The 20,315-nt window shown below is 66.2% G+C and carries 24 protein-coding genes; 11 read left to right on the top strand and 13 right to left on the bottom strand.

The window, feature by feature from the left end; translation table 11 throughout:
- Window positions 1–7: 7 nt before the first annotated feature.
- Together ABD923_RS01660 and ABD923_RS01655 are read right to left on the bottom strand one after the other, a co-directional pair.
- Entirely contained in the window at window positions 8–235 is a 228-nt protein-coding gene (locus tag ABD923_RS01660; protein ID WP_222188974.1) for a DUF1150 family protein, read from the bottom strand.
- A 14-nt stretch (window positions 236–249) separates the two neighbouring features.
- Window positions 250–678 carry an Hsp20 family protein gene (locus tag ABD923_RS01655; RefSeq protein ID WP_259547029.1) on the bottom strand — a complete coding sequence of 143 codons (429 nt, stop codon included), beginning with the start codon at window positions 676–678 and terminating at the stop codon, window positions 250–252.
- A gap of 206 nt (window positions 679–884) precedes the next feature.
- Here ABD923_RS01655 and ABD923_RS01650 point away from each other — a divergent pair, with 206 nt between their 5' ends.
- The 3 genes from ABD923_RS01650 to ABD923_RS01640 all read left to right on the top strand — a co-directional run bounded on the left by ABD923_RS01650 (window position 885) and on the right by ABD923_RS01640 (window position 2,787).
- Window positions 885–1,103, top strand: a complete 219-nt coding sequence (locus ABD923_RS01650) for a YdcH family protein (RefSeq protein ID WP_259547030.1) — start codon at window positions 885–887, stop codon at window positions 1,101–1,103.
- A gap of 129 nt (window positions 1,104–1,232) precedes the next feature.
- Window positions 1,233–1,721, top strand: coding sequence for a 5-(carboxyamino)imidazole ribonucleotide mutase (gene purE, locus ABD923_RS01645; RefSeq protein WP_259547031.1), 489 nt, complete (start codon window positions 1,233–1,235; stop codon window positions 1,719–1,721).
- Entirely contained in the window at window positions 1,714–2,787 is a 1,074-nt protein-coding gene (locus ABD923_RS01640) for a 5-(carboxyamino)imidazole ribonucleotide synthase (protein ID WP_259547033.1), read from the top strand. The genes purE and ABD923_RS01640 overlap by 8 nt, the downstream gene beginning before the upstream one ends.
- Before the next feature lie 126 nt (window positions 2,788–2,913).
- Here the strand turns inward: ABD923_RS01640 and ABD923_RS01635 are convergent, their stop codons facing one another.
- Window positions 2,914–3,645 carry an alpha/beta fold hydrolase gene (locus ABD923_RS01635; protein ID WP_259547034.1) on the bottom strand — a complete coding sequence of 244 codons (732 nt, stop codon included), beginning with the start codon at window positions 3,643–3,645 and terminating at the stop codon, window positions 2,914–2,916.
- 77 nt (window positions 3,646–3,722) lie between these two features.
- Here ABD923_RS01635 and ABD923_RS01630 point away from each other — a divergent pair, with 77 nt between their 5' ends.
- Complete coding sequence (locus ABD923_RS01630) at window positions 3,723–4,175, top strand: NUDIX domain-containing protein (RefSeq protein ID WP_259547037.1); 453 nt, start codon at window positions 3,723–3,725, stop codon at window positions 4,173–4,175.
- On the opposite strand, the gene ABD923_RS01625 is transcribed toward ABD923_RS01630, so the two are convergent.
- The 8 genes from ABD923_RS01625 to groES all read right to left on the bottom strand — a co-directional run bounded on the left by ABD923_RS01625 (window position 4,145) and on the right by groES (window position 11,283).
- Window positions 4,145–5,023, bottom strand: a complete 879-nt coding sequence (locus tag ABD923_RS01625) for a DMT family transporter (RefSeq protein ID WP_259547040.1) — start codon at window positions 5,021–5,023, stop codon at window positions 4,145–4,147. The two genes, ABD923_RS01630 and ABD923_RS01625, sit on opposite strands and share 31 nt — an antisense overlap.
- Window positions 5,020–6,150, bottom strand: coding sequence for an alpha-D-ribose 1-methylphosphonate 5-triphosphate diphosphatase (locus ABD923_RS01620; protein ID WP_259547042.1), 1,131 nt, complete (start codon window positions 6,148–6,150; stop codon window positions 5,020–5,022). The genes ABD923_RS01625 and ABD923_RS01620 overlap by 4 nt, the downstream gene beginning before the upstream one ends.
- A 39-nt stretch (window positions 6,151–6,189) precedes the next feature.
- Complete coding sequence (locus ABD923_RS01615) at window positions 6,190–6,348, bottom strand: hypothetical protein (RefSeq protein WP_345229393.1); 159 nt, start codon at window positions 6,346–6,348, stop codon at window positions 6,190–6,192.
- Entirely contained in the window at window positions 6,324–7,367 is a 1,044-nt protein-coding gene (locus ABD923_RS01610) for a hypothetical protein (protein WP_259547046.1), read from the bottom strand. Before ABD923_RS01610 ends, ABD923_RS01615 begins: the two co-directional genes overlap by 25 nt.
- A gap of 166 nt (window positions 7,368–7,533) precedes the next feature.
- Window positions 7,534–8,394 carry an NAD(P)-dependent oxidoreductase gene (locus ABD923_RS01605; protein ID WP_259547048.1) on the bottom strand — a complete coding sequence of 287 codons (861 nt, stop codon included), beginning with the start codon at window positions 8,392–8,394 and terminating at the stop codon, window positions 7,534–7,536.
- Entirely contained in the window at window positions 8,394–9,161 is a 768-nt protein-coding gene (locus tag ABD923_RS01600) for an SDR family NAD(P)-dependent oxidoreductase (protein ID WP_259547050.1), read from the bottom strand. Before ABD923_RS01600 ends, ABD923_RS01605 begins: the two co-directional genes overlap by 1 nt.
- Before the next feature lie 124 nt (window positions 9,162–9,285).
- The gene (gene groL, locus ABD923_RS01595) at window positions 9,286–10,929 is read right to left on the bottom strand and encodes a chaperonin GroEL (RefSeq protein WP_222189004.1); all 1,644 of its coding nucleotides are present in this window, start codon (window positions 10,927–10,929) and stop codon (window positions 9,286–9,288) included.
- 66 nt (window positions 10,930–10,995) lie between these two features.
- Window positions 10,996–11,283 (bottom strand): co-chaperone GroES, encoded by a 288-nt coding sequence (groES, locus tag ABD923_RS01590; RefSeq protein WP_222189006.1) that lies wholly within the window; start codon window positions 11,281–11,283, stop codon window positions 10,996–10,998.
- Between the two features lie 267 nt (window positions 11,284–11,550).
- Here groES and ABD923_RS01585 point away from each other — a divergent pair, with 267 nt between their 5' ends.
- From ABD923_RS01585 to ABD923_RS01555, 7 genes are all read left to right on the top strand, one after another.
- The gene (locus ABD923_RS01585; RefSeq protein ID WP_259547053.1) at window positions 11,551–12,474 is read left to right on the top strand and encodes a manganese-dependent inorganic pyrophosphatase; all 924 of its coding nucleotides are present in this window, start codon (window positions 11,551–11,553) and stop codon (window positions 12,472–12,474) included.
- Between the two features lie 191 nt (window positions 12,475–12,665).
- Entirely contained in the window at window positions 12,666–14,624 is a 1,959-nt protein-coding gene (locus ABD923_RS01580) for a bifunctional 2',3'-cyclic-nucleotide 2'-phosphodiesterase/3'-nucleotidase (RefSeq protein ID WP_259547055.1), read from the top strand.
- Window positions 14,625–14,770: 146 nt separating this feature from the next.
- Window positions 14,771–15,643, top strand: a complete 873-nt coding sequence (locus ABD923_RS01575) for a TIGR01459 family HAD-type hydrolase (protein ID WP_259547057.1) — start codon at window positions 14,771–14,773, stop codon at window positions 15,641–15,643.
- A gap of 130 nt (window positions 15,644–15,773) precedes the next feature.
- On the top strand, window positions 15,774–16,217 hold the full coding sequence (locus tag ABD923_RS01570; protein ID WP_259547445.1) for a MaoC family dehydratase: 444 nt from the start codon (window positions 15,774–15,776) through the stop codon (window positions 16,215–16,217).
- A 49-nt stretch (window positions 16,218–16,266) separates the two neighbouring features.
- Window positions 16,267–17,193 carry a bifunctional riboflavin kinase/FAD synthetase gene (locus ABD923_RS01565; RefSeq protein ID WP_259547059.1) on the top strand — a complete coding sequence of 309 codons (927 nt, stop codon included), beginning with the start codon at window positions 16,267–16,269 and terminating at the stop codon, window positions 17,191–17,193.
- Window positions 17,190–17,636, top strand: coding sequence for a YcgN family cysteine cluster protein (locus ABD923_RS01560; RefSeq protein WP_259547060.1), 447 nt, complete (start codon window positions 17,190–17,192; stop codon window positions 17,634–17,636). Before ABD923_RS01565 ends, ABD923_RS01560 begins: the two co-directional genes overlap by 4 nt.
- The gene (locus ABD923_RS01555) at window positions 17,633–18,685 is read left to right on the top strand and encodes a threonine aldolase family protein (RefSeq protein ID WP_259547061.1); all 1,053 of its coding nucleotides are present in this window, start codon (window positions 17,633–17,635) and stop codon (window positions 18,683–18,685) included. The genes ABD923_RS01560 and ABD923_RS01555 overlap by 4 nt, the downstream gene beginning before the upstream one ends.
- A 138-nt stretch (window positions 18,686–18,823) precedes the next feature.
- Here the strand turns inward: ABD923_RS01555 and ABD923_RS01550 are convergent, their stop codons facing one another.
- Together ABD923_RS01550 and ABD923_RS01545 are read right to left on the bottom strand one after the other, a co-directional pair.
- Window positions 18,824–19,585, bottom strand: coding sequence for an alpha/beta fold hydrolase (locus ABD923_RS01550; RefSeq protein WP_259547062.1), 762 nt, complete (start codon window positions 19,583–19,585; stop codon window positions 18,824–18,826).
- On the bottom strand, window positions 19,582–20,181 hold the full coding sequence (locus tag ABD923_RS01545) for a 2-hydroxychromene-2-carboxylate isomerase (protein ID WP_222189022.1): 600 nt from the start codon (window positions 20,179–20,181) through the stop codon (window positions 19,582–19,584). The genes ABD923_RS01550 and ABD923_RS01545 overlap by 4 nt, the downstream gene beginning before the upstream one ends.
- Window positions 20,182–20,315 lie beyond the last annotated feature (134 nt).

Raw genomic sequence — 20,315 nt, 5'->3', positions numbered from 1 at the left:
AGTCAGGTCAGTGCACGCTGACCGGCGTCATGTCGTTCTGGCGCGCGACCACGAAGGCCAGGTGCCGGTCCTTGACCAGGGCGAGTTGCTCTCCCGTCTCGGACCCGATTGCATAGATCTCTTCCAGCCCTTCGGCCTGCTCGCGCACTTCTCTCGGAAGGTCGGCCACCGCGACCTTGCGGATGTAAACGATGGGCCGACCCTGGGTTTCGGCAGCGGAATTGCGTTCATTCATGGCATCACCCTTTCTTACTGGTCCGCCTTCGCGGTGTTGTTGATCCGGATCGTCTGCACCACGCTGTCGGGCACGGCGCGTTTCAGGTCGATGTGCAGAAGTCCATGCTCCATCGAGGCACCGGCCACCTCGACCCCGTCAGCCAGGACAAAGCTGCGTTGGAATTGCCGCGCCGCGATCCCCCGATGCAGGAAGACACGCGCGTCTTCATCCTCTCGCTGCTTGCCGCGGATCACCAACTGGCGGTCCTCGACGGTGATCGACAGGTCATTTTCGGCGAACCCGGCCACGGCCAGCGTGATGCGATAGGCGTTTTCGCCCCGCTGTTCGATATTATAGGGCGGGTAGCCGTCATTGCCGGATTTCGCGGTGCGCTCCACCAGGCGTTCCAGCTGGTCGAACCCAAGAAGAAAAGGGTGCGACCCAAGGGTTAGTTTCGTCATCAGGCACATCCTTTGCACGAAAGCGATCTGCGGTCGGACACTGCCCCGGTCATCGGCGACAGCGTGCTCAGGCAAAAATATGGGGTGTTCACCCACCCGGCGCAAGATGCCACGCCCTGCGCGACAGGCTTTGCGCCGCGCCGCTTTGCGTGTATCGTCATCAGGCGGATCCCGCGCGCGACGGATCTGGGGGACGACCGAAAAACATGAACGCACCCACCGAGATGAGCCACGAGGACGTTTTGCGCGTCAAACTCGAGGTTTTGCGCCGTGAGCACCGCGACCTGGACGACGCGATCGACGCGCTTCAGCAGGCGGTCAATCCGGACCAGCTGACCCTGCGCCGCCTGAAGAAGCAGAAGCTCGCCCTGAAGGACGAGATCTCGCGCATCGAGGACGAGTTGACGCCGGACATCATCGCCTGAGCTCCGATGGCGTCGACATGATGCCGATACGTCCGCCAAGCCTGAACCACCCGTTCTCTGCCGCATTGCACCGCCCCCGCCCGTCGCTATAGTGCGCCGCTCAAGACGCAGGCGGATGGAGTGCGGCCTATGGCGAAGATCGAAGTGGGCATCATCATGGGCAGCCAGTCCGACTGGCCCACGATGAAGGAAGCGGCCGATATTCTCGACGCGCTGTCCGTTCCTTACGAGACACGGATCGTGTCGGCCCATCGCACCCCGGACCGCCTGTGGGACTACGGCAAGTCCGCCGCGAACCGTGGCCTGAAGGTCATCATTGCGGGCGCGGGCGGCGCGGCGCACCTGCCCGGCATGATGGCCTCGAAAACCCGCGTTCCCGTGATCGGCGTGCCGGTGCAGACAAAGGCGCTCTCGGGCGTGGATTCGCTCTATTCGATCCTCCAGATGCCGCGCGGTTTTCCCGTGGCCACCATGGCCATCGGCGCGGCCGGGGCCTGCAACGCGGGGCTGATGGCCGCCGGTATCCTCGCCACCTCGGACCCCGACCTGGCCCAGCGCCTCGACCAGTGGCGCGCGGACCTGTCGGCCTCCATCCCCGAGGTGCCCAGCGATGACTGATCCGCTCCCCTCCGGCTCGACCATCGGTATCCTCGGCGGCGGTCAGTTGGGCCGGATGCTCGCCATGGCCGCCGCGCGCCTTGGCTATCGCACGCATATTTTCGAGCCGGGCGCCGCCCCCGCCGCCGATGTCGCGCATGACTGGACGCAAGCGCCCTACGACGATGCCGAGGCGCTGGCCCGCTTCGCCGCCGCCTGCGATGTCATCACCTACGAGTTCGAGAATATCCCTGCCCCCGCGCTCGATATCCTCTCCGCCGACACCCCGCTCTTCCCGTCGCGGCGCGCGCTCGAGGTCAGCCAGGATCGGTTGACGGAAAAGACATTCCTCAAGGATATCGGCCTCCGGGTCGCCCCCTTCGCCGCCGTGAGCGCCGCCGACGATCTGCCCGGCGCGCTGGCCGAAACTGGCGTGCCCGCCATCCTGAAAACCCGACGCTTCGGCTATGACGGAAAAGGGCAGGCCCGCGTGATGGCCGAGGCCGAGGCCGAAGCCGCGCTGGCCAGCCTGCAAGGCGCCCCCGCGATCGCCGAGGGGTTCATCGACTTTTCGATGGAAATCAGCGTGATTGCCGCCCGCGCGCAGGATGGCTCCGTCTCGGCCTTCGACCCCGGCCAGAACGTCCACAGCGACGGCATCCTGGCCACGACCACGGTGCCCGCGCCCATCCCGGCGTCGCTCAGAACCGATGCGGTGCTGCTTGCATCGCGCATCCTGACCGAACTGAATTACGTGGGCGTCATGGGGGTGGAGCTGTTCGTGACGCCAACAGGCCTTGTCGTGAACGAGATCGCCCCGCGCGTGCATAATTCCGGGCATTGGACACAGGCCGGATGCGCGGTCGACCAATTCGAACAACATATCCGCGCGGTGACCGGCTGGCCCCTCGGCAATGGCGAACGGCACGCCAATGTCGTGATGGAAAACCTGATCGGCGACGACGTGGACCGCGCGCCTGCGCTGGCCGCGGAACCGGGCGTTCAGGTGCATCTCTACGGCAAGGCCGAGACGCGCCCGGGGCGGAAAATGGGCCACGTCAATCGCGTCACCGGTCCGGCCGACTAGCACGGTCCTCCCTGCCCAGCCCCTTCATCTTGGCTGAAAAACTCCCGCGCGGCGCGCACAAGCGTCCCAAGGGGCTCGATGCCCCTTGGGACGCTTCACCGGGCGACGTCGAAGACGGCGCAACCGCTACTCGATGATCTCTTCAACCGCGTCGAGGAATTCCAGGTCGTGGTCGAAAGCGCCCTCTCGCAGGAAGGTCACGACCTCGGCGATGACCAGAGGGTTGTTCATCATGAACGTATGGGTCACGGGCAGAACGATATGATCGGCCATCCCGGCGACCCGGGTCCGTTCGACGGCGACCTTGCCATCGTCCGGACCGGGGATCAGGGCCGAATAGATCGGGTTCAGCGTGCGATCCCCCGCGATCACCCCAAGCTCGAAATCCACGTCCGGCAGAGACCGGGGCAAATCTTCTGCCCCCGTGCCAAGCTGCATCCCCGCCGGTCCGTTCATCCATTCGAAAGGTTCCAGTGGTCCCAGCACATCGACCAGTTCCGACCCGCCGTTCGGCGGCGCCAGCATGACCACGCGCCCCAGCCGGACGGGCCGGTGCAGCGACACCCAGTAGCGCAGCAGGATCCCCCCCATGGAGTGGGTCACGAAATGCACCCGATCCGCCCCGCATTGCGCCAGGGCCGGCAAAAGCGTCTGCGGCGCCAGTTCGGCAATCGAGGCGCGGGTCGATGGATAACCGCGATTGATCACGCGGTAACCTTCCGCCTCGAGCGCCTCCTGCATGACGATCAGCGACGCTTCCGTCCTCGCCAGCCCGTGCAAGAGCACGACGCAGTCCTCGGCCCGCGCCGGGACAGCGGCGGTGATGAAAAACAGGAACAGGGCAAGACACCTCGGCATGGCCGAAAGATAAGCTATGTCCGCCCCCCCTGCGAGGGGGCTTGCCGCGAACGCAGCGTCATTGCAGGCTGGCGCGGATGTCACGCCCCAACAATCGCCCCCGGCTCGCCGTGCGCGGCCTTCTTCTGATCGAGGACCGGCTGCTGCTGGTCAACGCCTGGGGGGGCGGCAAATCCGATCTGCTCTGTGCCCCCGGCGGCGGGGTGGAGCCGCATTCCTCCCTGCATGACAACCTCATCCGCGAGTTCCACGAGGAAACCGGCCTGACCATAGAGGTCGGCGCCCCCTGCCTCGTGAACGAGTTCCACTCCCGCGCGCGGGATTTCCACCAGGTGGATGTCTATTTCCGGGTGCAGCTCGTCTCGGGCGACCCGTTCGCCCCATGGACCGATCCCGACGGCGTCGTCACCGACCGGGTCCTCGCAACCCGGGCCGAGATGGCGCGGCTGCGCTACAAGCCCGATATCCTGCCGGATATCGTCTGGAGCGACGGCGTGGGCTACGATCCCCTCGAACCCCTCATCATGTGACCGGCGCCGAGGCCGTAGGCGATCCCACCGAGCGTCAGCGCCCCTGCGCCCAGCATCCGCAGGCTCAGGATTTCACCCAACAGGATCACGCCGGCAGCCGCCGCGATGACCGGGACCGAGAGTTGCACAAGCCCCGACACCGAGGCCGCCATCCTGGGCAGCACCCGATACCAGAGCGCATAGCCCAGACCCGACGTGACCGCGCCCGAAATCACAGCGAGCGCGAGGCCATAATCGGTCGGGGCCACCGCCTCGGGCGAGGCAGGCAGCATCAGAACAGGCAGCAGGCAGAGCGGCGCGGCCCAGGCGAAATTCGCCGCCGTCTCGGCCAGGGGATCGGTCGCGCCCCGCCCGGCCAGGGAATAGACACCCCATCCGATTCCGGCGGCCAGCATCGCGGCGGCGGCGATGGGCGGCACGCTGACGCTGCCCGCCGGCCAGATCAGCCATGCCAAGCCGCCAAGCGCCACGCCGGCCCCGATCCAGCGGCGCGCCGGTGGGCGGTCACCGCCCATCACGCCGCCCGCAAACATCGTGACCTGCACCGCCCCGAACAGGATCAACGCGCCCAGCCCCGCGTCGATCTGAACATAGGCGATGGAGAAGCCCAGCAGGTAGAGCGTGAGGGACCCCGCGCCGACCACGCGCTTTGCCCTCAGAACCGGAACGCAGCGACGCCGGGCAAGGACCAGCGCGGACAGGACAAGCGCGCCGGACACGGCCCGCACGATCGCGAAGGACAGCGCGTCGATCTCGCCCGCGCCGACGGCGGCGCGATTGAGGATCGAGTTCGCGGCGAAGGCCAGCATGGCCAGCGTCACCAACGCGGAGAGGCGAAAGGCGCTCATGCGATCATCCGGGCTGCAAGGTCGCCGGCAAGCCACGTCACCTGCCCGCCCGCGATGGTCGCATAGACCTGCGACAGGTCGGGATCCGTCATCAGAAGATCGGCGCGCGCGCCCGGCGCAAGCCTGCCACGGTCGGTCAGCCCGATCATCGTAGCGGGATTGGCCGACACCAGCGCCCAGGCCTCCGGTAGGGACCAGCCGAGCGAGACCAGTTTGCGCGCCGCGGTAAACGGGGCCGGGTAGTAGTAGTCCGAGCACAAGGCATCGCAAAGCCCGTCCTGCACCAACTCGAGCGCCGAGATGGATTTCTTCTTGTGGCTGCCGCCGCGCACCACGTTGGGCGCGCCAAGGATCACGGGATCGCCCGCCTCGGCCGGGGGGCGGGCCATGGGAAACTCGGCAATCACCGCGCCCATCCCGCGCCAGGCCGCGCGCTCTTCGGCGGTCATGTCGTCATGGCTGCCCATTCGGATACCCCGCCGCGCCAGTTCCGCACAGAAGGCCGGCAGCTTGGCGCGGATCTCGGGCATCGCGTCATGCATGGATTGCATCAGCGCGCGGTGTTCCTCGGGGGAGCGACCGGATTTCAGCGCCTGCCCCTGCAAGGATGGCGGGCGTTTGCCGCTGGCCAAGGCCTCGTGCGGCAGGTGATCGTTGAAGACGACGAACGGAATTTTGTGCTGGTCGATGAAGGCCAGGACCTCGTCGGTCTCCCTCATGCAGCCCAACTCAAGGCGCAGCTGGTAGATCAGGTCGGCGCGGGCGGGATGCACGCGCAGCGCATCGGCCAGCCGTTTGGCGAAGTCGGGGGCCCGCATCCCCCCCTCCCATGACCAGTATTGCGCGAGAACGGCGGTGGTGATGCCATTGGCCGCCAACTCCGCTTCAAGCCCCCTCAGACCGGGGCCGAGATCCCCGACCAGGCCGCGACGCGGCGCGACATGGCGTTCGAACCCGTCACCATGCAGGTCCACGATTCCGGGCAGGATCAGGTAGCCGGACAGGTCGATGCGGCGGGGTTGCAGCGCCTCGGTGATCCATCCATCGGACATCGACAGCGCGCGGGTTGCGACGCCATCGGGCATCAGCACCTGGGCGTTTTCGAAGGTGACGTACGGGCGGGTCATGCCCGCCCAATGCGCGATTCCACCGACGAAGGAAAGCCCCTAGCCCACCGGCACGGGGCCTGCCCCATCCTCTCCGTCGCCGCCGCCGGTCTTGCGCGCCCGGTACGAGTTCACCAACGCCCCAAGGCCGAACAGCGCCAGTGCCATCACGAAGAGCCATCCCAGGAACGGGATCAACGCAAGCAGTCCGGCAACCACGGCCCCAACGCGGCCAAGCCGATCTTGGGCAAGGCGCTATCGGGCATGACGTTGCCCAGCCGCAGCCAGATCGCCACGCCAAGCACGTAGGAGCCAAGCACATACCCCCCGTAGGCCAGCGCCGCGCCGATCAGGAAAGCGGCGGGTAAAAGCGGCAGGCCAAACACCGTGAAGGCAAGAACCACCCCCGCGCCCCAGATCAGCGAGAGCGCCCCGAACCCCCATGCCAGGCTGCGTCCGGGTTCGGCCAGGGCCCGTTCCCGCCAGCGGACGACCCGCCCGGGGATAAAGAAGATCGCGACAGCCGCGATGGCCGCAACCAGCAGCACGCTGAAGGCAAAGCCCCGGATCGCGGCAAGCCAAGCGGCCCTGCGCAGGTCGCGCATCGAGGGACCAACATCGCTATCCCACGCCTCCAGATCGCGGATTTCGATACGGTCAGGCGGCGCGACGCTCTCGGGGATGGCCGGGGCATCGCCGTCTTCCACGTAGAGGATGACCTGCCCGTCAACCCTTGCCCCCTCGCCGAAATCGACCTCGCGCACCGTCATCATGACGTCGCCCGCGATGGCGGCATCGAGCTCCAACTCGTCGGCTGCAAGGATCGCCGACCCCGCGATGTCGCCCGACAGGCTGAGATCCGAGGCGAAGGCGCGCAGGTTGCGGGCCAGGCTGCCGTCGATCTCGACCTCGGCGCCGAAAACCGACAGCGGCCCGTCAAAGGCCCCGTCTAGGCTGATCTCGTAGCCAGCAGCATAGAGCGCGCCCGCAACCGGGGCCGCGACACTCAGGCGCCGTCCGGCCATGTGGGCCGCCCCCGCAACAGGGGCAGACAGGGTGATTTCCTCGCCAGCGGCGAAAAGATCGCCGGTGGTCTCGTCGTCGATCTCGTAGTCTCCGCCAGCGATATAGCGATCGTCGGCAAAGACCGTCGTTGAAACATCGTCCTCCTGCGCCGCGGTCGCCGCTGGCATCATGACCAGGGCAACGAGGAGGGCTGTTAACGCTTTTGCGGGCATCCTGAACCTCCGGGGATCTGAGTTAAGCACGGCCATGCCGCGGCCCCGGGCCTTCGGCAGAACAGGCCGCCGTCGTGGCCCGCCAGCACAGACCCCGAGGGTGGACCGAGTCGGGCCGTGTCGCGAAGACCCGCCTCAAGATGCCGGACAACAAGCGGATCGCCGCCTAGGCCGTGTCATAGGCATGGGGGATCTGCATCGCGACATCGGCCTCGGCCAAACCATCCTCGATCCCGGTCTGCCAAAGCGCCGCCGCTGACCGAAGGCATGCGGCATCGACGCCAAGCTCCTCGGCCACCTGCTGAAAGATCGCGTTGTCCTTGGACACACCCGAGATCGGGAAGCCCACGCCCTCATCCTGCCCCAGCATCTTCGGCAAACGGGCGGTCAGCATGGGGGTGCCCGCCGGCCCCTTGGCCACGATGCCCAGCGCGGTCTCGAACGGCAGGCCGGCGCGTTTCGCGATGCGCATCATCTCGGCCAGCGTGGCGAAATAGCCTTGGAGAACGCCGTTATTCACCACCTTCATGACAAGGCCCGTTCCAAGTGGCCCGACATGGGCAAGCTTGTCGGAGAGGACGGCGCCGATGGCCGCGAACCGCTCGGCCGCCTCTGCCGTGCCACCCACGAAAATCCCGCAGTGCCCCACGGCCACCAGTTCAGGGCCGCCCGAGATCGGCGCGTCGAGGATCATGGCCCCTTTCTCGGCAAAACCGGCGGCGCGCGATTGAACCTGCTGCGGCGATACGGTCGAGGTCTCGACGATCAGCTTTCCGTCCAGGGGCAGGTCCAGAAGCGCATCCAGCACCGCGCCGACGGCCGCGTCGTCAAAGAGCGACAAGATCACCGTGTCCGATCCGGCGACCAGATCAGCCAGTGTCTCGGCCCGGGCGATCCCGAGTTCCCGGGCGCGGTCCGCCGTCAGACCGGAGCGCGTCCAGCCCGCCACCGCATGCCCCTGCCCCACCAGCCGCGCGGCAATGGCCGATCCCATGCGGCCAAGCCCGATAACGCCGATCCGATCCATCAGTTTCCCCCCTGTTTGCGCAATGCCGGCAGGCCGATGCCGGTGCTTTCGAACCCGCCGTCCGTCGAGATCAACTGCCCGGTCACGTAGCTGGCCTTGTCCGAACAGAGGAAGGCGATGACATTGGCGATCTCCTCCTCCGAGCCGTAGCGATTGAGCGGGATGGCATCGTGATAGGCGTCGATGATCTCTTGAGTATGCACCGCCATGGCCAGCTTCGTGCGCACCGGCCCCGGCGCGACGCAATTGGCACGAATGCCGTATTCACCCAGTTCCGCCGCCTGCTGCTGGGTCAAGTGGATCACGGCGGCCTTCGAGGTGCCGTAGGCCACGCGCAGGGTCGAGGCGCGCAGCCCCGAGATCGACGCGATGTTCACGATGGCGCCGCGGGTTTCCTTCAGATGCGGGATGGCCGCTTGCGAACACAGGAACACCCCGTCGAGATTGGTTTCCATCACGGTGCGCCAGCGGGCGAAACTCGTGTCCTCAATGGGTCCGAAATCGGCCACGCCCGCATTGTTCACAAGGCAATCGATGCGCCCGAAGCGCTGGATCGTTTCGGCCATGATCGCGTCGACCTGCTCGGGGATCGACACGTCGTAAGGAAGCGGCAGGACGTTGTCCAACCCGTCTGCCGCACGCTCAAGCTCCGCGGCATCGCGGTCGACCATGGCAACGGACAGCCCTTCGGCAAGGAACAGCCTGGTGGTGGCAAGGCCGATGCCCCTCGCCGCGCCGGTCACGATAGCGGTCTTCGTCTCTGACACGTTCAACACCTCCCCTTTGCCTCGCCGGACGCTAGTGCCGCCCGCCAAGGAAGGAAAGGTCCCCCAGGAATGACAAAGGCCCGCACGATGGCGGGCCTTTGCTTATCTGCTTGCGGAGGCAGGATTACATCATGCCGCCCATGCCGCCCATGTCGGGCATGCCGCCACCGGCGCCTGCGCCTTCTTTCTGCGGCTTGTCGGCAACCATGGCCTCGGTGGTGATCAGCAGACCAGCAACCGATGCGGCGTCTTCCAGAGCGGTGCGGACCACCTTGGCGGGGTCGATGACACCGAACTTGAACATGTCGCCGTACTCTTCCGACTGGGCGTTGAAGCCGAAGGAGGTGTCGTCGCTTTCACGGATCTTGCCGGCCACGACGGAACCGTCGACGCCTGCGTTCTCGGCGATCTGGCGCAGCGGAGCTTCCAGCGCGCGGCGCACGATGGCGATACCGGCGTTCTGGTCGCTGTTCTCACCCGAGACACCTTCGAGCGACTTGGCACCCTGCACGAGCGCCACGCCACCGCCGACCACGATGCCTTCCTGAACGGCGGCACGGGTTGCGTTCAGCGCGTCGTCGACGCGGTCCTTGCGCTCTTTCACTTCGACTTCGGTCATGCCGCCAACGCGGATGACAGCCACACCGCCGGCCAGCTTGGCGACGCGTTCCTGCAGCTTTTCACGGTCGTAGTCCGAGGTGGTTTCCTCGATCTGCTGACGGATCTGGGCAACGCGCGCCTCGATCTCGGCCTTCTCGCCATGACCGTCGACGATGGTCGTCTCGTCCTTGGTGATCTGGACCTTCTTGGCGGTGCCCAGCATGTCCATGGTCACGTTCTCGAGCTTCATGCCGAGATCTTCAGAGATCACCTGGCCGCCGGTCAGGATCGCGATGTCCTGCAGCATGGCCTTGCGGCGATCGCCGAAGCCCGGTGCCTTGACGGCAGCGATCTTGAGACCGCCGCGCAGCTTGTTCACCACGAGGGTGGCCAGCGCTTCGCCTTCGACGTCCTCGGCGATGATCAGCAGCGGCTTCTGCGACTGGATCACCGACTCGAGCAGCGGCACCATCGGCTGCAGCGACGAGAGCTTCTTCTCGTGCAGCAGGATCATGCAGTCTTCCAGCTCGGCGACCATCTTGTCGGGGTTGGTCACGAAGTAGGGCGACAGGTAGCCACGGTCGAACTGCATGCCTTCGACGACCTCGGTCTCGGTCTCCAGGCCCTTGTTCTCTTCGACGGTGATGACGCCGTCATTGCCGACCTTCTGCATCGCGTCCGCGATCTGGCGGCCGATTTCCTTCTCGCCGTTGGCCGAGATGGTGCCGACCTGGGCGACTTCGTCGCTGTCCGCGACTTCGCGGGCCTGCGCCTTGATATGGTCGATGACCTTGGCAACGGCGAGGTCGATGCCGCGCTTGAGGTCCATCGGGTTCATGCCGGCGGCGACCGACTTCATGCCTTCCTTGACGATGGCCTGGGCCAGAACCGTCGCGGTGGTGGTGCCGTCACCGGCTTCGTCATTGGTGCGGCTGGCCACTTCCTTGACCATCTGCGCGCCCATGTTTTCGAACTTGTCCTCGAGCTCGATTTCCTTGGCGACCGACACACCGTCCTTGGTGATACGGGGCGCGCCGAAGCTCTTCTCGATGACGACGTTGCGGCCTTTGGGGCCGAGGGTGACCTTCACCGCGTCGGCGAGGATGTTGACGCCTTTGAGCATGCGGTTGCGGGCATCGGTGTCGAATTTGACGTCCTTAGCAGCCATTTGGGGCTCTCCTTGGAATAGGGTTGAATGCTTGGAATGGGACCGGGCGCAGGCGCGCCCTCACGCTCAGGCGATGATGCCGAGGATGTCCGATTCCTTCATGATCAGCAGTTCTTCACCGTCGACGGTGACCTCGGTGCCCGACCACTTGCCGAACAGGACGCGGTCGCCCTCTTTCACGGCCATCGCGATCAGCTCGCCGGAATCCTTGCGGGCGCCTTCGCCACAAGCGATCACTTCGCCCTCGGCGGGCTTTTCCTTGGCGCTGTCGGGGATGATCAGACCGCCCTTGGTCTTCTCGTCGCTTTCCACACGGCGGACCAGAACACGGTCATGCAGCGGTTTGAATGCCATCTGTCGAACTCTCCTCTGGGTTCGGTTAATCCCTCGTTAGCACTCTCTCGATGCGAGTGCTAACGGCGCGGAGATAAGGAGGGGTCCCTGCCCTGTCAACAACCGCGTGATCGACACGTCCAAAAATTTTCCGAAACCAGGAGCGCGACGCAGACGGGCGAGGCACAGGTTCGCCTTGCAACGCAGACAACACCCGTGACTCCGACCGCACGCTTTGCTAAGCGGCGCGCGACCGAGCGCAATTACCGCCGAAAGGGATGTTTCGCCATGACCACGCTAGTCTTCGGGCACAAATCGCCTGACACCGATTCCACCGGCTCGCCCATCATCTGGGCCTGGTACCTGAACGAGGTGAAGGGCGGCAACGCCGAAGCCGTCCTGCTGGGAGAGCCCAACACCGAGGCCGCCTTCATGCTGGAAAAGTGGGACCTGCCCAAGCCCCGCATCATCGAGGGCGTCGAGGCCGGCCAGCCTGTCGTGATCGTCGACACCAACAACCCCGCCGAACTGCCCGACGCCGTGAACGACGCCGATATCAAGGCGATCATCGACCATCACAAGCTGGTCGGCGGGCTGGAAACGAAGGGCCCGATCGACATCCGCATCGAGCCGCTGGCCTGCACCGCGACCATCATGCACAAGATGATCGGCGATGACATGGCGCAGGCCCCGGCCTGGGTGAAGGGCGCGATGCTGTCCTGCATCCTGTCGGACACGCTGGAATTCCGCAGCCCCACCACCACGCAGGAAGACCGCGCCATTGCCGAAGCACTGGCCGCAGACCTTGGTGTCGAGATCCCCGCCTATGCCTCGGAAATGTTCGCGGCCAAGTCCGACGTGTCGGCCTTTTCCGATGCCGAGCTTCTGCGCATGGACAGCAAGGAATACGAGGTCGGCGGCAAGAAATTCCGCGTCAGCGTTCTGGAAACGACCTCGCCCGAGACGGTTCTGTCGCGCAAGGACAGCCTGATGGAGACCATGCCCACCGTCGCCGAAGAAGATGGCGTCGACCAGGTGCTGCTGTTCATCGTCGACATCCTGAACGAGGAATCGACCATGCTTCTGCCCAATGACCTGACCCGCCAGGTGGCCGAAAAAAGCTTTGCCACCGTTTGCGGTGACGGCGACACGGTCGTCCTGCCGGGTGTTGTCAGCCGCAAGAAGCAGATCATCCCGAACCTCGCCGTCTGACCGGCAGGCCAGGGCCAAGGCCGGTTTCGGCCCATCGCAGAGGCGGCTTCGGTCGCCTCTTGTCGTTTGAGGGATTCCGCGCGACGCTCGGACTCTGCCGGGGACGCACAAGACCCGGTCGGGCAGGCCTGTAACAGGGCGGTCACGATCCGGCGCTAGTCCTGCGGCATCGTTCCGACAGGAGGTATCCCATGCCCTTTCATCTCAACCGCCGCGCGTTCCTCGCCTCGACCGCAGGCTTCATCGCACTGCACCCGTTCTCGGCCCGCGCGCAGGCCGGGCAGGCGCATCTGCGCATCATGGAAACGACCGACGTGCACGTGCACGTGTTTCCCTACGACTACTACGGCGACCGGCCCGTCGACACGGTGGGCCTCGCCCGTACGGCCAGCCTGATCCAGGGCATCCGCGACGAGGCCACAAACTCGATCCTCCTGGACAATGGCGATTTCCTTCAGGGCAACCCGATGGGCGACTACATGGCCTATGAACGCGGCATGTCCGAAGGCGACAGTCACCCGATCATCTCGGCCATGAACACGCTCGGCTTCGACGCCTCGACGCTCGGCAATCACGAGTTCAACTACGGCCTGAACTTCCTGATGAATTCGCTGGCCGGTGCCGGCTTCCCGGTGGTCTGCGCCAACGTCGCCTCCGAGATGGGCGCAACCCCGACCGAGGACACCACGCTGGTGCCGCCCTATGTCATCCTCGACCGTGAATTGACCGATGGCGCGGGCGAGACGCACCCGATCCGCATCGGCATCATCGGTTTCGTCCCGCCGCAGATCATGACCTGGGACCGCCGCCACCTCGAAGGCAACGTGATGGCGCGTGACATCGTCGACACCGCCCGCGCTTATATCCCGCAGATGCGCGAGGAGGGGGCCGAAATCATCATCGCGCTCAGCCATTCGGGCATCGGCGAGGCGGATCACGTGGACGGGATGGAAAACGCCAGCATCCCGCTGGCCGCCGTGGACGGGATCGACGCCGTTCTGACCGGCCACCATCACCGCGCCTTCCCCGGCCCCGACTACGCGGAAACCCCCGGCGTCGACGCCGAAGCCGGCACGATCATGGGCAAGCCCGCCGTCATGGCCGGGTTCTGGGGCAGCCACATGGGCCTTGTCGACCTGATGCTGGAGCGTGATGGCAACAGCTGGCGCATCGCCAGCCACATGTCCGAAGCGCGGCCCATCTACCGCCGCGAGGAAGACCGCTCGATCACGCCGCTGGTGGAAAGCGTGCCTGCCGTGCTCGCCGCGGCACAGGCCGAACACGACGCAACGCTGGAATATGTCCGCCGCGCCGTGGGCGAAACGGACGCGCCGCTGCACAGCTACTTCGCGCTGGTGGCCGACGATCCCTCGGTCCAGATCGTGTCGAACGCCCAGACCTGGTATATTGGGCAGATGATGGTCGGCACCGAGCATGAAGGCCTGCCGATCCTGTCCGCCGCCGCCCCCTTCAAGGCCGGTGGCCGCGGTGGTCCGGAATATTACACCGAGGTGCAGCCCGGCCCCATCGCGATTAAGAACGTGGCCGACCTCTACCTCTATCCCAACACGGTGCGCGCGGTCCGCATCACCGGCGCCGAGGTGCGCGAATGGCTGGAGCGGTCTGCCGGCATGTTCAACCAGATCACGCCCGGCGAGGCCGACCAGGTGCTGCTGAACCCCGACTTCCCGTCCTACAATTTCGACGTGATCGACGGGGTCAGCTACCAGATCGATCTGAGCCAGCCCAACCGCTACAACAATGATGGCGAGGTGGTGAACCCGGATGCCCATCGCATCGTGAACCTGATGTTCGAGGGCGCGCCGATCGACCCCGAGCAGGAATTCATCGTCGCCACCAACAACTACCGCGCGGGCGGCGGCGGCAGTTTCCCCGGCGCCAGCCCCGAAACCGTGATCTTCGAAGGGCCCGACACCAACCGCGACGTGATCGTGCGTTACATCGTGGAACAAGGCACGGTCAGCCCCTCGGCCGACGCCAACTGGACCTTTGCCCCGATGGAAGGCACCACCGTCCTGTTCGACACCGGCCCTGCGGCGGAAACCTATATCGACAGCGTCGAGGGCGTGACGATCGAGCCGGCAGGCGATGGCCCGGATGGCTTCGCCCGCTATCGCATCACGCTCTGAAACCGAGGGTGGGCGGAGGCTCCGCCGCCCACCCCATCCCCTCGTCCTGACCAAGACCCTGCGGCACAGGCCGCCGCGCGGGAAGGGGGGCTGGCCCCCCTTCCCCATCCGCCCTATGCATCGCACCACGACCATAGGAGCGCCCCATGACCCAGATCATCGAATCCCTGTCCGAGATTTCAGACCGCTACGATGCGCTCTACTGCGATCTTTGGGGCTGTGTGCATAACGGGATCGAACCCTATGCCGAGGCGATCGAGGCCATGCGCGCCTTCAAGGCCAAGGGGGGAACGGTCCTTCTGCTGACGAATTCGCCGCGCCCGCGCTCAAGCGTCCAGAAACAGCTCGATCGCATGGGCTTGCCCAACGACACCTGGGACGTGATCGCCAGCTCGGGCGACAGCGCGCGGCTGGCCATGTGGCAGGGTGCGGTCGGCGAAAAGGTCTATTTCATCGGCGAAGATCGCGACCAGAGTTTCTTCAAACCGATGGACTTGGCCGAAGACGCGGTCGATATCCAACGGGTGCCCTTGTCCGAAGCCGAGGGCATCGTCTGCACCGGCCCGTTCGACCCCCATGCCGACCCGTCGGTGATGCGGCCCGAATTCCTGCTCGCCAAGACAAGGGGGCTGAAGCTTCTCTGCGCCAACCCCGACATCGTCGTGGATCGCGGCGAGACGCGCGAATGGTGCGCCGGCGCACTGGCCCGGCTTTATACCGAGATGGGCGGCGAAAGCCTCTATTTCGGCAAGCCGCATCCGCCGATCTACGACCTTGCCCGCCGCCGCTTGCAGCAGATCGGCCGCCCCGTCCCGGACGAACGCATCCTTGCCATCGGCGACGGCATCCGCACCGACATCCAGGGCGGTATGGGCGAAGGGATCGACACGCTGTTCATCACCGGGGGCCTCGCCCGCGCGGAAACCGGCACCGAGCGTCAGCCAGACCCCGCCAAACTGGAGGCCTACCTGGCCGAAGCCCAGCTTTCCACGACCTACGCCATCGGCATGTTCCGCTGAGCGTAACGATCTTGCGCGCAACATAATTGCGGCGGATCTGCGGTAATTTGGCATTTTCTTACTTTCCGCATTGCAGAATCCCGCTCGTTTGCCGTATGACAGCGCCATGACGGCGAAGGAGACGGTAGACATGCTGGACAACATGCCTCGCGGCACCATCGTGATCGAAGATCTCGAGGTCGGGATGGTTCGCACCCTGACCAAGGTGGTCACGGACCGGGACATCGAGCTTTTTGCCGAGGTGTCGACCGACAGGAACCCTGTGCATCTCGATGATGATTACGCGCAGGACACCATCTTCGAAGGCCGCATCGCCCATGGCATGCTGACCGCCGGGCTGATCTCGGCCGTGATCGGGGAACAACTTCCCGGCCATGGCACGGTCTACCTCGGACAGACCCTGAAATTCATGGCGCCCGTGCGTCCCGGCGACCTTGTGACCGCCGAGGTCGAAGTGCTGGAAATCGACTATTCCAAGCGCCGGGTGAAACTCGCCACCCATTGCCGTGTCGGCGAAACCGTCGTCGTCAAGGGGGAGGCCAACGTGCTCGCCCCGTCCGGCAAGTTCGACTGACGCCAAGCCCCCGCTTGCCCTCGGATCGCGTGGCCGCTAAGCCCGCCCCATGCGGATCGTGCGCGATTACCAATATGTCCGACCGGAAGAGCGCGGCGCCTCGGTGGCGATCGGCAATTTCGACGGCGTGCATCTGGGCCACCAGCATGTGATCGACCTTGCGCGGCGCGATGGCGTGCCCCTGGGCGTCGTGACCTTCGAGCCGCATCCGCGCGAGTTCTTCGCCCCCGATGCCCCCCCCTTCCGCCTGATGAATGCCGAGGCGCGCGCCCACCGTCTTGCCAAGCTGGGCGTCGTGGTGCTGGCCGAACTTCCCTTCGATGCGAACCTCTCGGGCCTGACCGCCGAGGAATTCGCCCGCGACGTGCTGGCGGGTGCGCTCGGGGTCAGCCATGTCGTGATCGGCGCCGATTTCTGCTTCGGCAAGGGCCGCACCGGCACCGCCGAGATGTTGCGCGACATGGGACGCGAGATGGGGTTCGACACCACCATCGCGCCCCTCTTGCATGGGGATCTCGGTGCCGTCTCCTCCACCGCGATCCGCGAGGCGCTGTCCGAGGGCCGTCCGCGGGACGCCGCCGGAATGCTGGGTCACTGGCACCGCATCGAAGGCCCGGTCCTGCATGGCGAGAAACGCGGCCGCCAACTGGGCTATCCCACGGCGAACATGGAACTCGACGGGCTGCACGTGCCCAAACCCGGTGTCTATGCCGTGCTGGTCGACGTCCTGTCCGGCCCCCACCAGGGCAGCTACAAGGGCGTTGCCAATCTTGGCATCCGGCCCATGTTCGAACGCCCGCGCCCGAATCTGGAAAGCTTCCTTTTCGATTTCTCCGGCGATCTCTACGAACAGCACCTGTCCGTCGGCCTGGTCGAGCACCTGCGCGGCGAGGTGAAATTCGACAGTCTCGACGCGCTGATCGACCAGATGAACCGCGACAGCGAACAGGCGCGCGCCGCGCTGGAGCATGCATGAGAGACCGGTTCTGGGATCGCGTGCCGATGGAGCGCATGACGCCCGAGGAGTGGGAGGCGCTCTGCGACGGCTGCGGAAAATGCTGCCTGAACAAGCTCGAGGACGAGGATACCGGCGAGGTCGCCCTGACCCGCGTCGCCTGCCGCCTGCTCGACGATCAGACCTGCCGCTGCGGCCAGTACGAGATCCGCAAGCAACTGGTGCCCGATTGCATCCAGCTGACCCCCGGCACCATGGCCGAGGTCGCCTATTTCATGCCCGAGACCTGCGCCTACCGCCTGCTGCACGAGGGCAAGCCACTGGCCTGGTGGCATCCGCTCGTCTCGGGCGATCCGGGCACGGTCCACGAGGCGGGCATCTCGATGCGCGGCATCACGGTGCCCGAGTTCGAAGTGCCCGAAGAAGACTGGGAAGATTACATTATCGAGGAGCCGGGAACATGATGTTCGCATCCGACAACACCGGGCCAGCCCATCCAAAAGTGATGGAGGCCGTGACGCGCGCCAACGACGGCTACGCGATGCCCTATGGCAATGACGCGCTGAGCGGGCTGGCCGCCGATGCCGTGCGCCGCCTCTTCGAAGCGCCCGACGCCGCGGTGCATCTGGTCGCCACCGGCACGGCGGCGAACTCGCTGGCGCTCGGCGTCATGGCGAACCCGTGGGATGCCGTCTTCTGCCACCGCGTCGCCCATGTCGAAGAGGATGAATGCGGCGCGCCCGAATTCTTCACCAACGGCGCCAAGCTGACCCTGATCGACGGCGCCGATGGCAAGATGACGCCCGAGGCGCTGGCCCGCGCCATCGCGCATACCGGCGACAAGGGCGTGCACGGCGTCCAGCGTGGCCCGGTCACCATCACCCAGATCACCGAGGTCGGCACCGCTTACACGCTGGAGGAAATCCGCGCCCTGACCGACGTCGCGAAATCCTTCGGCCTGAAAACCCATCTCGACGGCGCGCGTTTCGCCAATGCCTGCGCCGCGCTCGGCTGCACCCCGGCCGAGATGACGTGGAAGGCCGGCATCGACGCGGTCAGCTTCGGCGGCACCAAGAATGGCTGCCTCGGGGTCGAGGCCGTGGTGCTGTTCGATCCCGAGCTGTCCTGGGAATTCCAGCTCCGCCGCAAGCGCGCCGCGCATCTGTGGTCCAAGCACCGCTACCTCGCCGCGCAGATGCTGGCCTATGTCACCGACGATCTCTGGCTCGACACGGCTAGGGCCGCCAATGCCCGCTGCGCCGAACTGGCCGCCGCCCTGCGCGCCATCCCCGAGGCGCGGCTGTTGCATGACCCCGCCGGCAACATGATCTTCGCCGAACTGCCTCGCGGGGCCCACAAGCGCGCGATGGAGGCCGGCGCCCAGTATTATCTCTTCCCCTTCCAATCCTCGCTGGAGGGTCCGGAAGACGACTTGATCCGCTGCCGCCTCGTCACCGACTGGTCCTGCAAGCCCGAGGACGTGGCCCGGGTCATCGACCTCTGGCGCGGCTGACGGGATCGCACCCTCACCCCATCTTTATCCCGGAAAATATGCAGGCGCGCGGCACGCGCGTCAGCGCGGCACGGGGCTCGATGCCCCGTGCCGCGCTCGCCCGGGCGACGGCAAAGCCGGCGCAACCCCTGGGATCGTTCAGGACAGAAACGCCCGGATCTCTGCCGCGACCTCGGCCGGGTGGGTGATGGGCAGCATGTGCCCCGCCCCCTCGATCACCACGCGCCTCGCATCGGGCGGATCCTCGGCCAAGGCCGCCTGGATATCCGCAATCACGCGCGGCGAGCGGCCTCCCTCCAGCAACAGGACCGGGCACTGCACCCGGCCAAGGCGCGGCAGCAATCCCGCCCGGTCGCCGCTCAACGCCGCGTCGCTGGCCGGGATCACCCAGATGCGGTCGGCCATGTAGCGTTGCTGTGCCTCGGGCATGGCGTCGAACGGCACACCGCCGCCCCAGACCTTCAGAAACAGCCGCGCCGCGCCCGCGTCATCGCCCGCGGCGATCAGCGCCTCCATCCCGGACAGGGCGCTGGAATGTTCTCTCTGGCCCGCGCTGTCGCCGGCCGCCGCAAACAGCACCGGCTCGATCAGGGTAAGGGAGGCGACGCGGTCGGGCTGCTCGATCGCCAGCCGCAACGCCACCGTTGCCCCGAAACTGTGCCCGATCAGGTGGCACGCCTCCTCCGGCAAGCACGCCTTCGCCTGCGCGGTCACCTGGTCATGGTAATCCTGCGCCGGGTCCCGCGCCGGCCCGCGCCCATGGCCGACAAGGTCCGGCGCGGAAACGGCCAGCCGATCCCCAAGGGCGCGCGCCACCCCGTCCCACGCCCCGGCATGGGCCAGCGAACAATGCAGCGCCAGCGCGGGCTCTCCCGTCCCCCAATGCCGAATGCCGCTCACAGCTTGCCAGACAGAAACAGGTCCAGATCCTCGATGCGGTCCTGCCCCCAGAACTTCTCGGTCCCGTCCACGATGTAGAACGGCGCGCCGAACACGCCTGCGTTCACCGCATCTTCAAGATTACGCGTATACTGCTCGGCGCCTTGCAACATGGCCATGCCCGCAAGCCCCCGGTCGAACCCGGCCTCGTCGAGGCAATCGGCGATCACGTCATCCTCGGCGATGTCGCGCTTGTCGCGCCAGACCGCGCCGGTGAAGGCATGCACCAGCCGCCCAAGGTCTCCGCCACCCGCCTTCTCCGCCGCGATGAAGGCGTAGGATGACGGGGCTGCGTTCACCGCGCGCAAGGGCGGATCGAGGTCGATGGCAAGGCCGTGCTTGGCAGCCTGTCGGCGCAACTCTTGCGCGCGCAGTTCCAGGCGGGCGGGGTGCCGCTCTTTCGGGGCCACGCCACCGGTGCGGGCGAAGGCGGCGATCACGTCGAAGGGACGATAGGTGATCGTCGCCCCGTGGCGCGCAGCCACCTCCTCCATCCGTGTCCCGGCCAGGTAGGTGAAGGGTGAGATCGTCGAGAAATAGTAGTCGATATGGGCCATGTGCCGCGCGCTCCCGATTTGGCTTTGCGCGCAGCCTAGGCGGGTGCTAGGGGGTGTCAACCGATCGCAGGTCGCCTGTTGGGGGGCGGCGGCGTGCGTCCGGCCTCGAACACCAAGGGACAGACCAGGGGACC

Source organism: [Roseibacterium] beibuensis (genome assembly GCF_039542305.1).
In the GTDB taxonomy this organism is placed as follows: Bacteria; Pseudomonadota; Alphaproteobacteria; order Rhodobacterales; family Rhodobacteraceae; genus Roseibacterium; species Roseibacterium beibuensis.
Note: the sequence above shows the minus strand (reverse complement) of the source record. Positions and strands in the feature narration are given on the sequence as shown.

Coding starts and splice junctions, on each gene's coding strand:
- purE (WP_259547031.1), top strand. CDS start 1,233: ATGGCGAAGATCGAAGTGGGCATCATCATGGGCAGCCAGTCCGACTGG.
- ABD923_RS01570 (WP_259547445.1), top strand. CDS start 15,774: ATGCTGGACAACATGCCTCGCGGCACCATCGTGATCGAAGATCTCGAG.
- ABD923_RS01630 (WP_259547037.1), top strand. CDS start 3,723: ATGTCACGCCCCAACAATCGCCCCCGGCTCGCCGTGCGCGGCCTTCTT.
- ABD923_RS01650 (WP_259547030.1), top strand. CDS start 885: ATGAACGCACCCACCGAGATGAGCCACGAGGACGTTTTGCGCGTCAAA.
- ABD923_RS01620 (WP_259547042.1), bottom strand. CDS start 6,150: ATGACCCGCCCGTACGTCACCTTCGAAAACGCCCAGGTGCTGATGCCC.
- ABD923_RS01560 (WP_259547060.1), top strand. CDS start 17,190: ATGAGAGACCGGTTCTGGGATCGCGTGCCGATGGAGCGCATGACGCCC.
- ABD923_RS01580 (WP_259547055.1), top strand. CDS start 12,666: ATGCCCTTTCATCTCAACCGCCGCGCGTTCCTCGCCTCGACCGCAGGC.
- ABD923_RS01585 (WP_259547053.1), top strand. CDS start 11,551: ATGACCACGCTAGTCTTCGGGCACAAATCGCCTGACACCGATTCCACC.
- ABD923_RS01575 (WP_259547057.1), top strand. CDS start 14,771: ATGACCCAGATCATCGAATCCCTGTCCGAGATTTCAGACCGCTACGAT.
- ABD923_RS01555 (WP_259547061.1), top strand. CDS start 17,633: ATGATGTTCGCATCCGACAACACCGGGCCAGCCCATCCAAAAGTGATG.
- groES (WP_222189006.1), bottom strand. CDS start 11,283: ATGGCATTCAAACCGCTGCATGACCGTGTTCTGGTCCGCCGTGTGGAA.
- ABD923_RS01605 (WP_259547048.1), bottom strand. CDS start 8,394: ATGGATCGGATCGGCGTTATCGGGCTTGGCCGCATGGGATCGGCCATT.
- ABD923_RS01640 (WP_259547033.1), top strand. CDS start 1,714: ATGACTGATCCGCTCCCCTCCGGCTCGACCATCGGTATCCTCGGCGGC.
- ABD923_RS01660 (WP_222188974.1), bottom strand. CDS start 235: ATGAATGAACGCAATTCCGCTGCCGAAACCCAGGGTCGGCCCATCGTT.
- ABD923_RS01625 (WP_259547040.1), bottom strand. CDS start 5,023: ATGAGCGCCTTTCGCCTCTCCGCGTTGGTGACGCTGGCCATGCTGGCC.
- ABD923_RS01545 (WP_222189022.1), bottom strand. CDS start 20,181: ATGGCCCATATCGACTACTATTTCTCGACGATCTCACCCTTCACCTAC.
- ABD923_RS01655 (WP_259547029.1), bottom strand. CDS start 678: ATGACGAAACTAACCCTTGGGTCGCACCCTTTTCTTCTTGGGTTCGAC.
- ABD923_RS01565 (WP_259547059.1), top strand. CDS start 16,267: ATGCGGATCGTGCGCGATTACCAATATGTCCGACCGGAAGAGCGCGGC.
- ABD923_RS01610 (WP_259547046.1), bottom strand. CDS start 7,367: ATGCCCGCAAAAGCGTTAACAGCCCTCCTCGTTGCCCTGGTCATGATG.
- ABD923_RS01635 (WP_259547034.1), bottom strand. CDS start 3,645: ATGCCGAGGTGTCTTGCCCTGTTCCTGTTTTTCATCACCGCCGCTGTC.
- groL (WP_222189004.1), bottom strand. CDS start 10,929: ATGGCTGCTAAGGACGTCAAATTCGACACCGATGCCCGCAACCGCATG.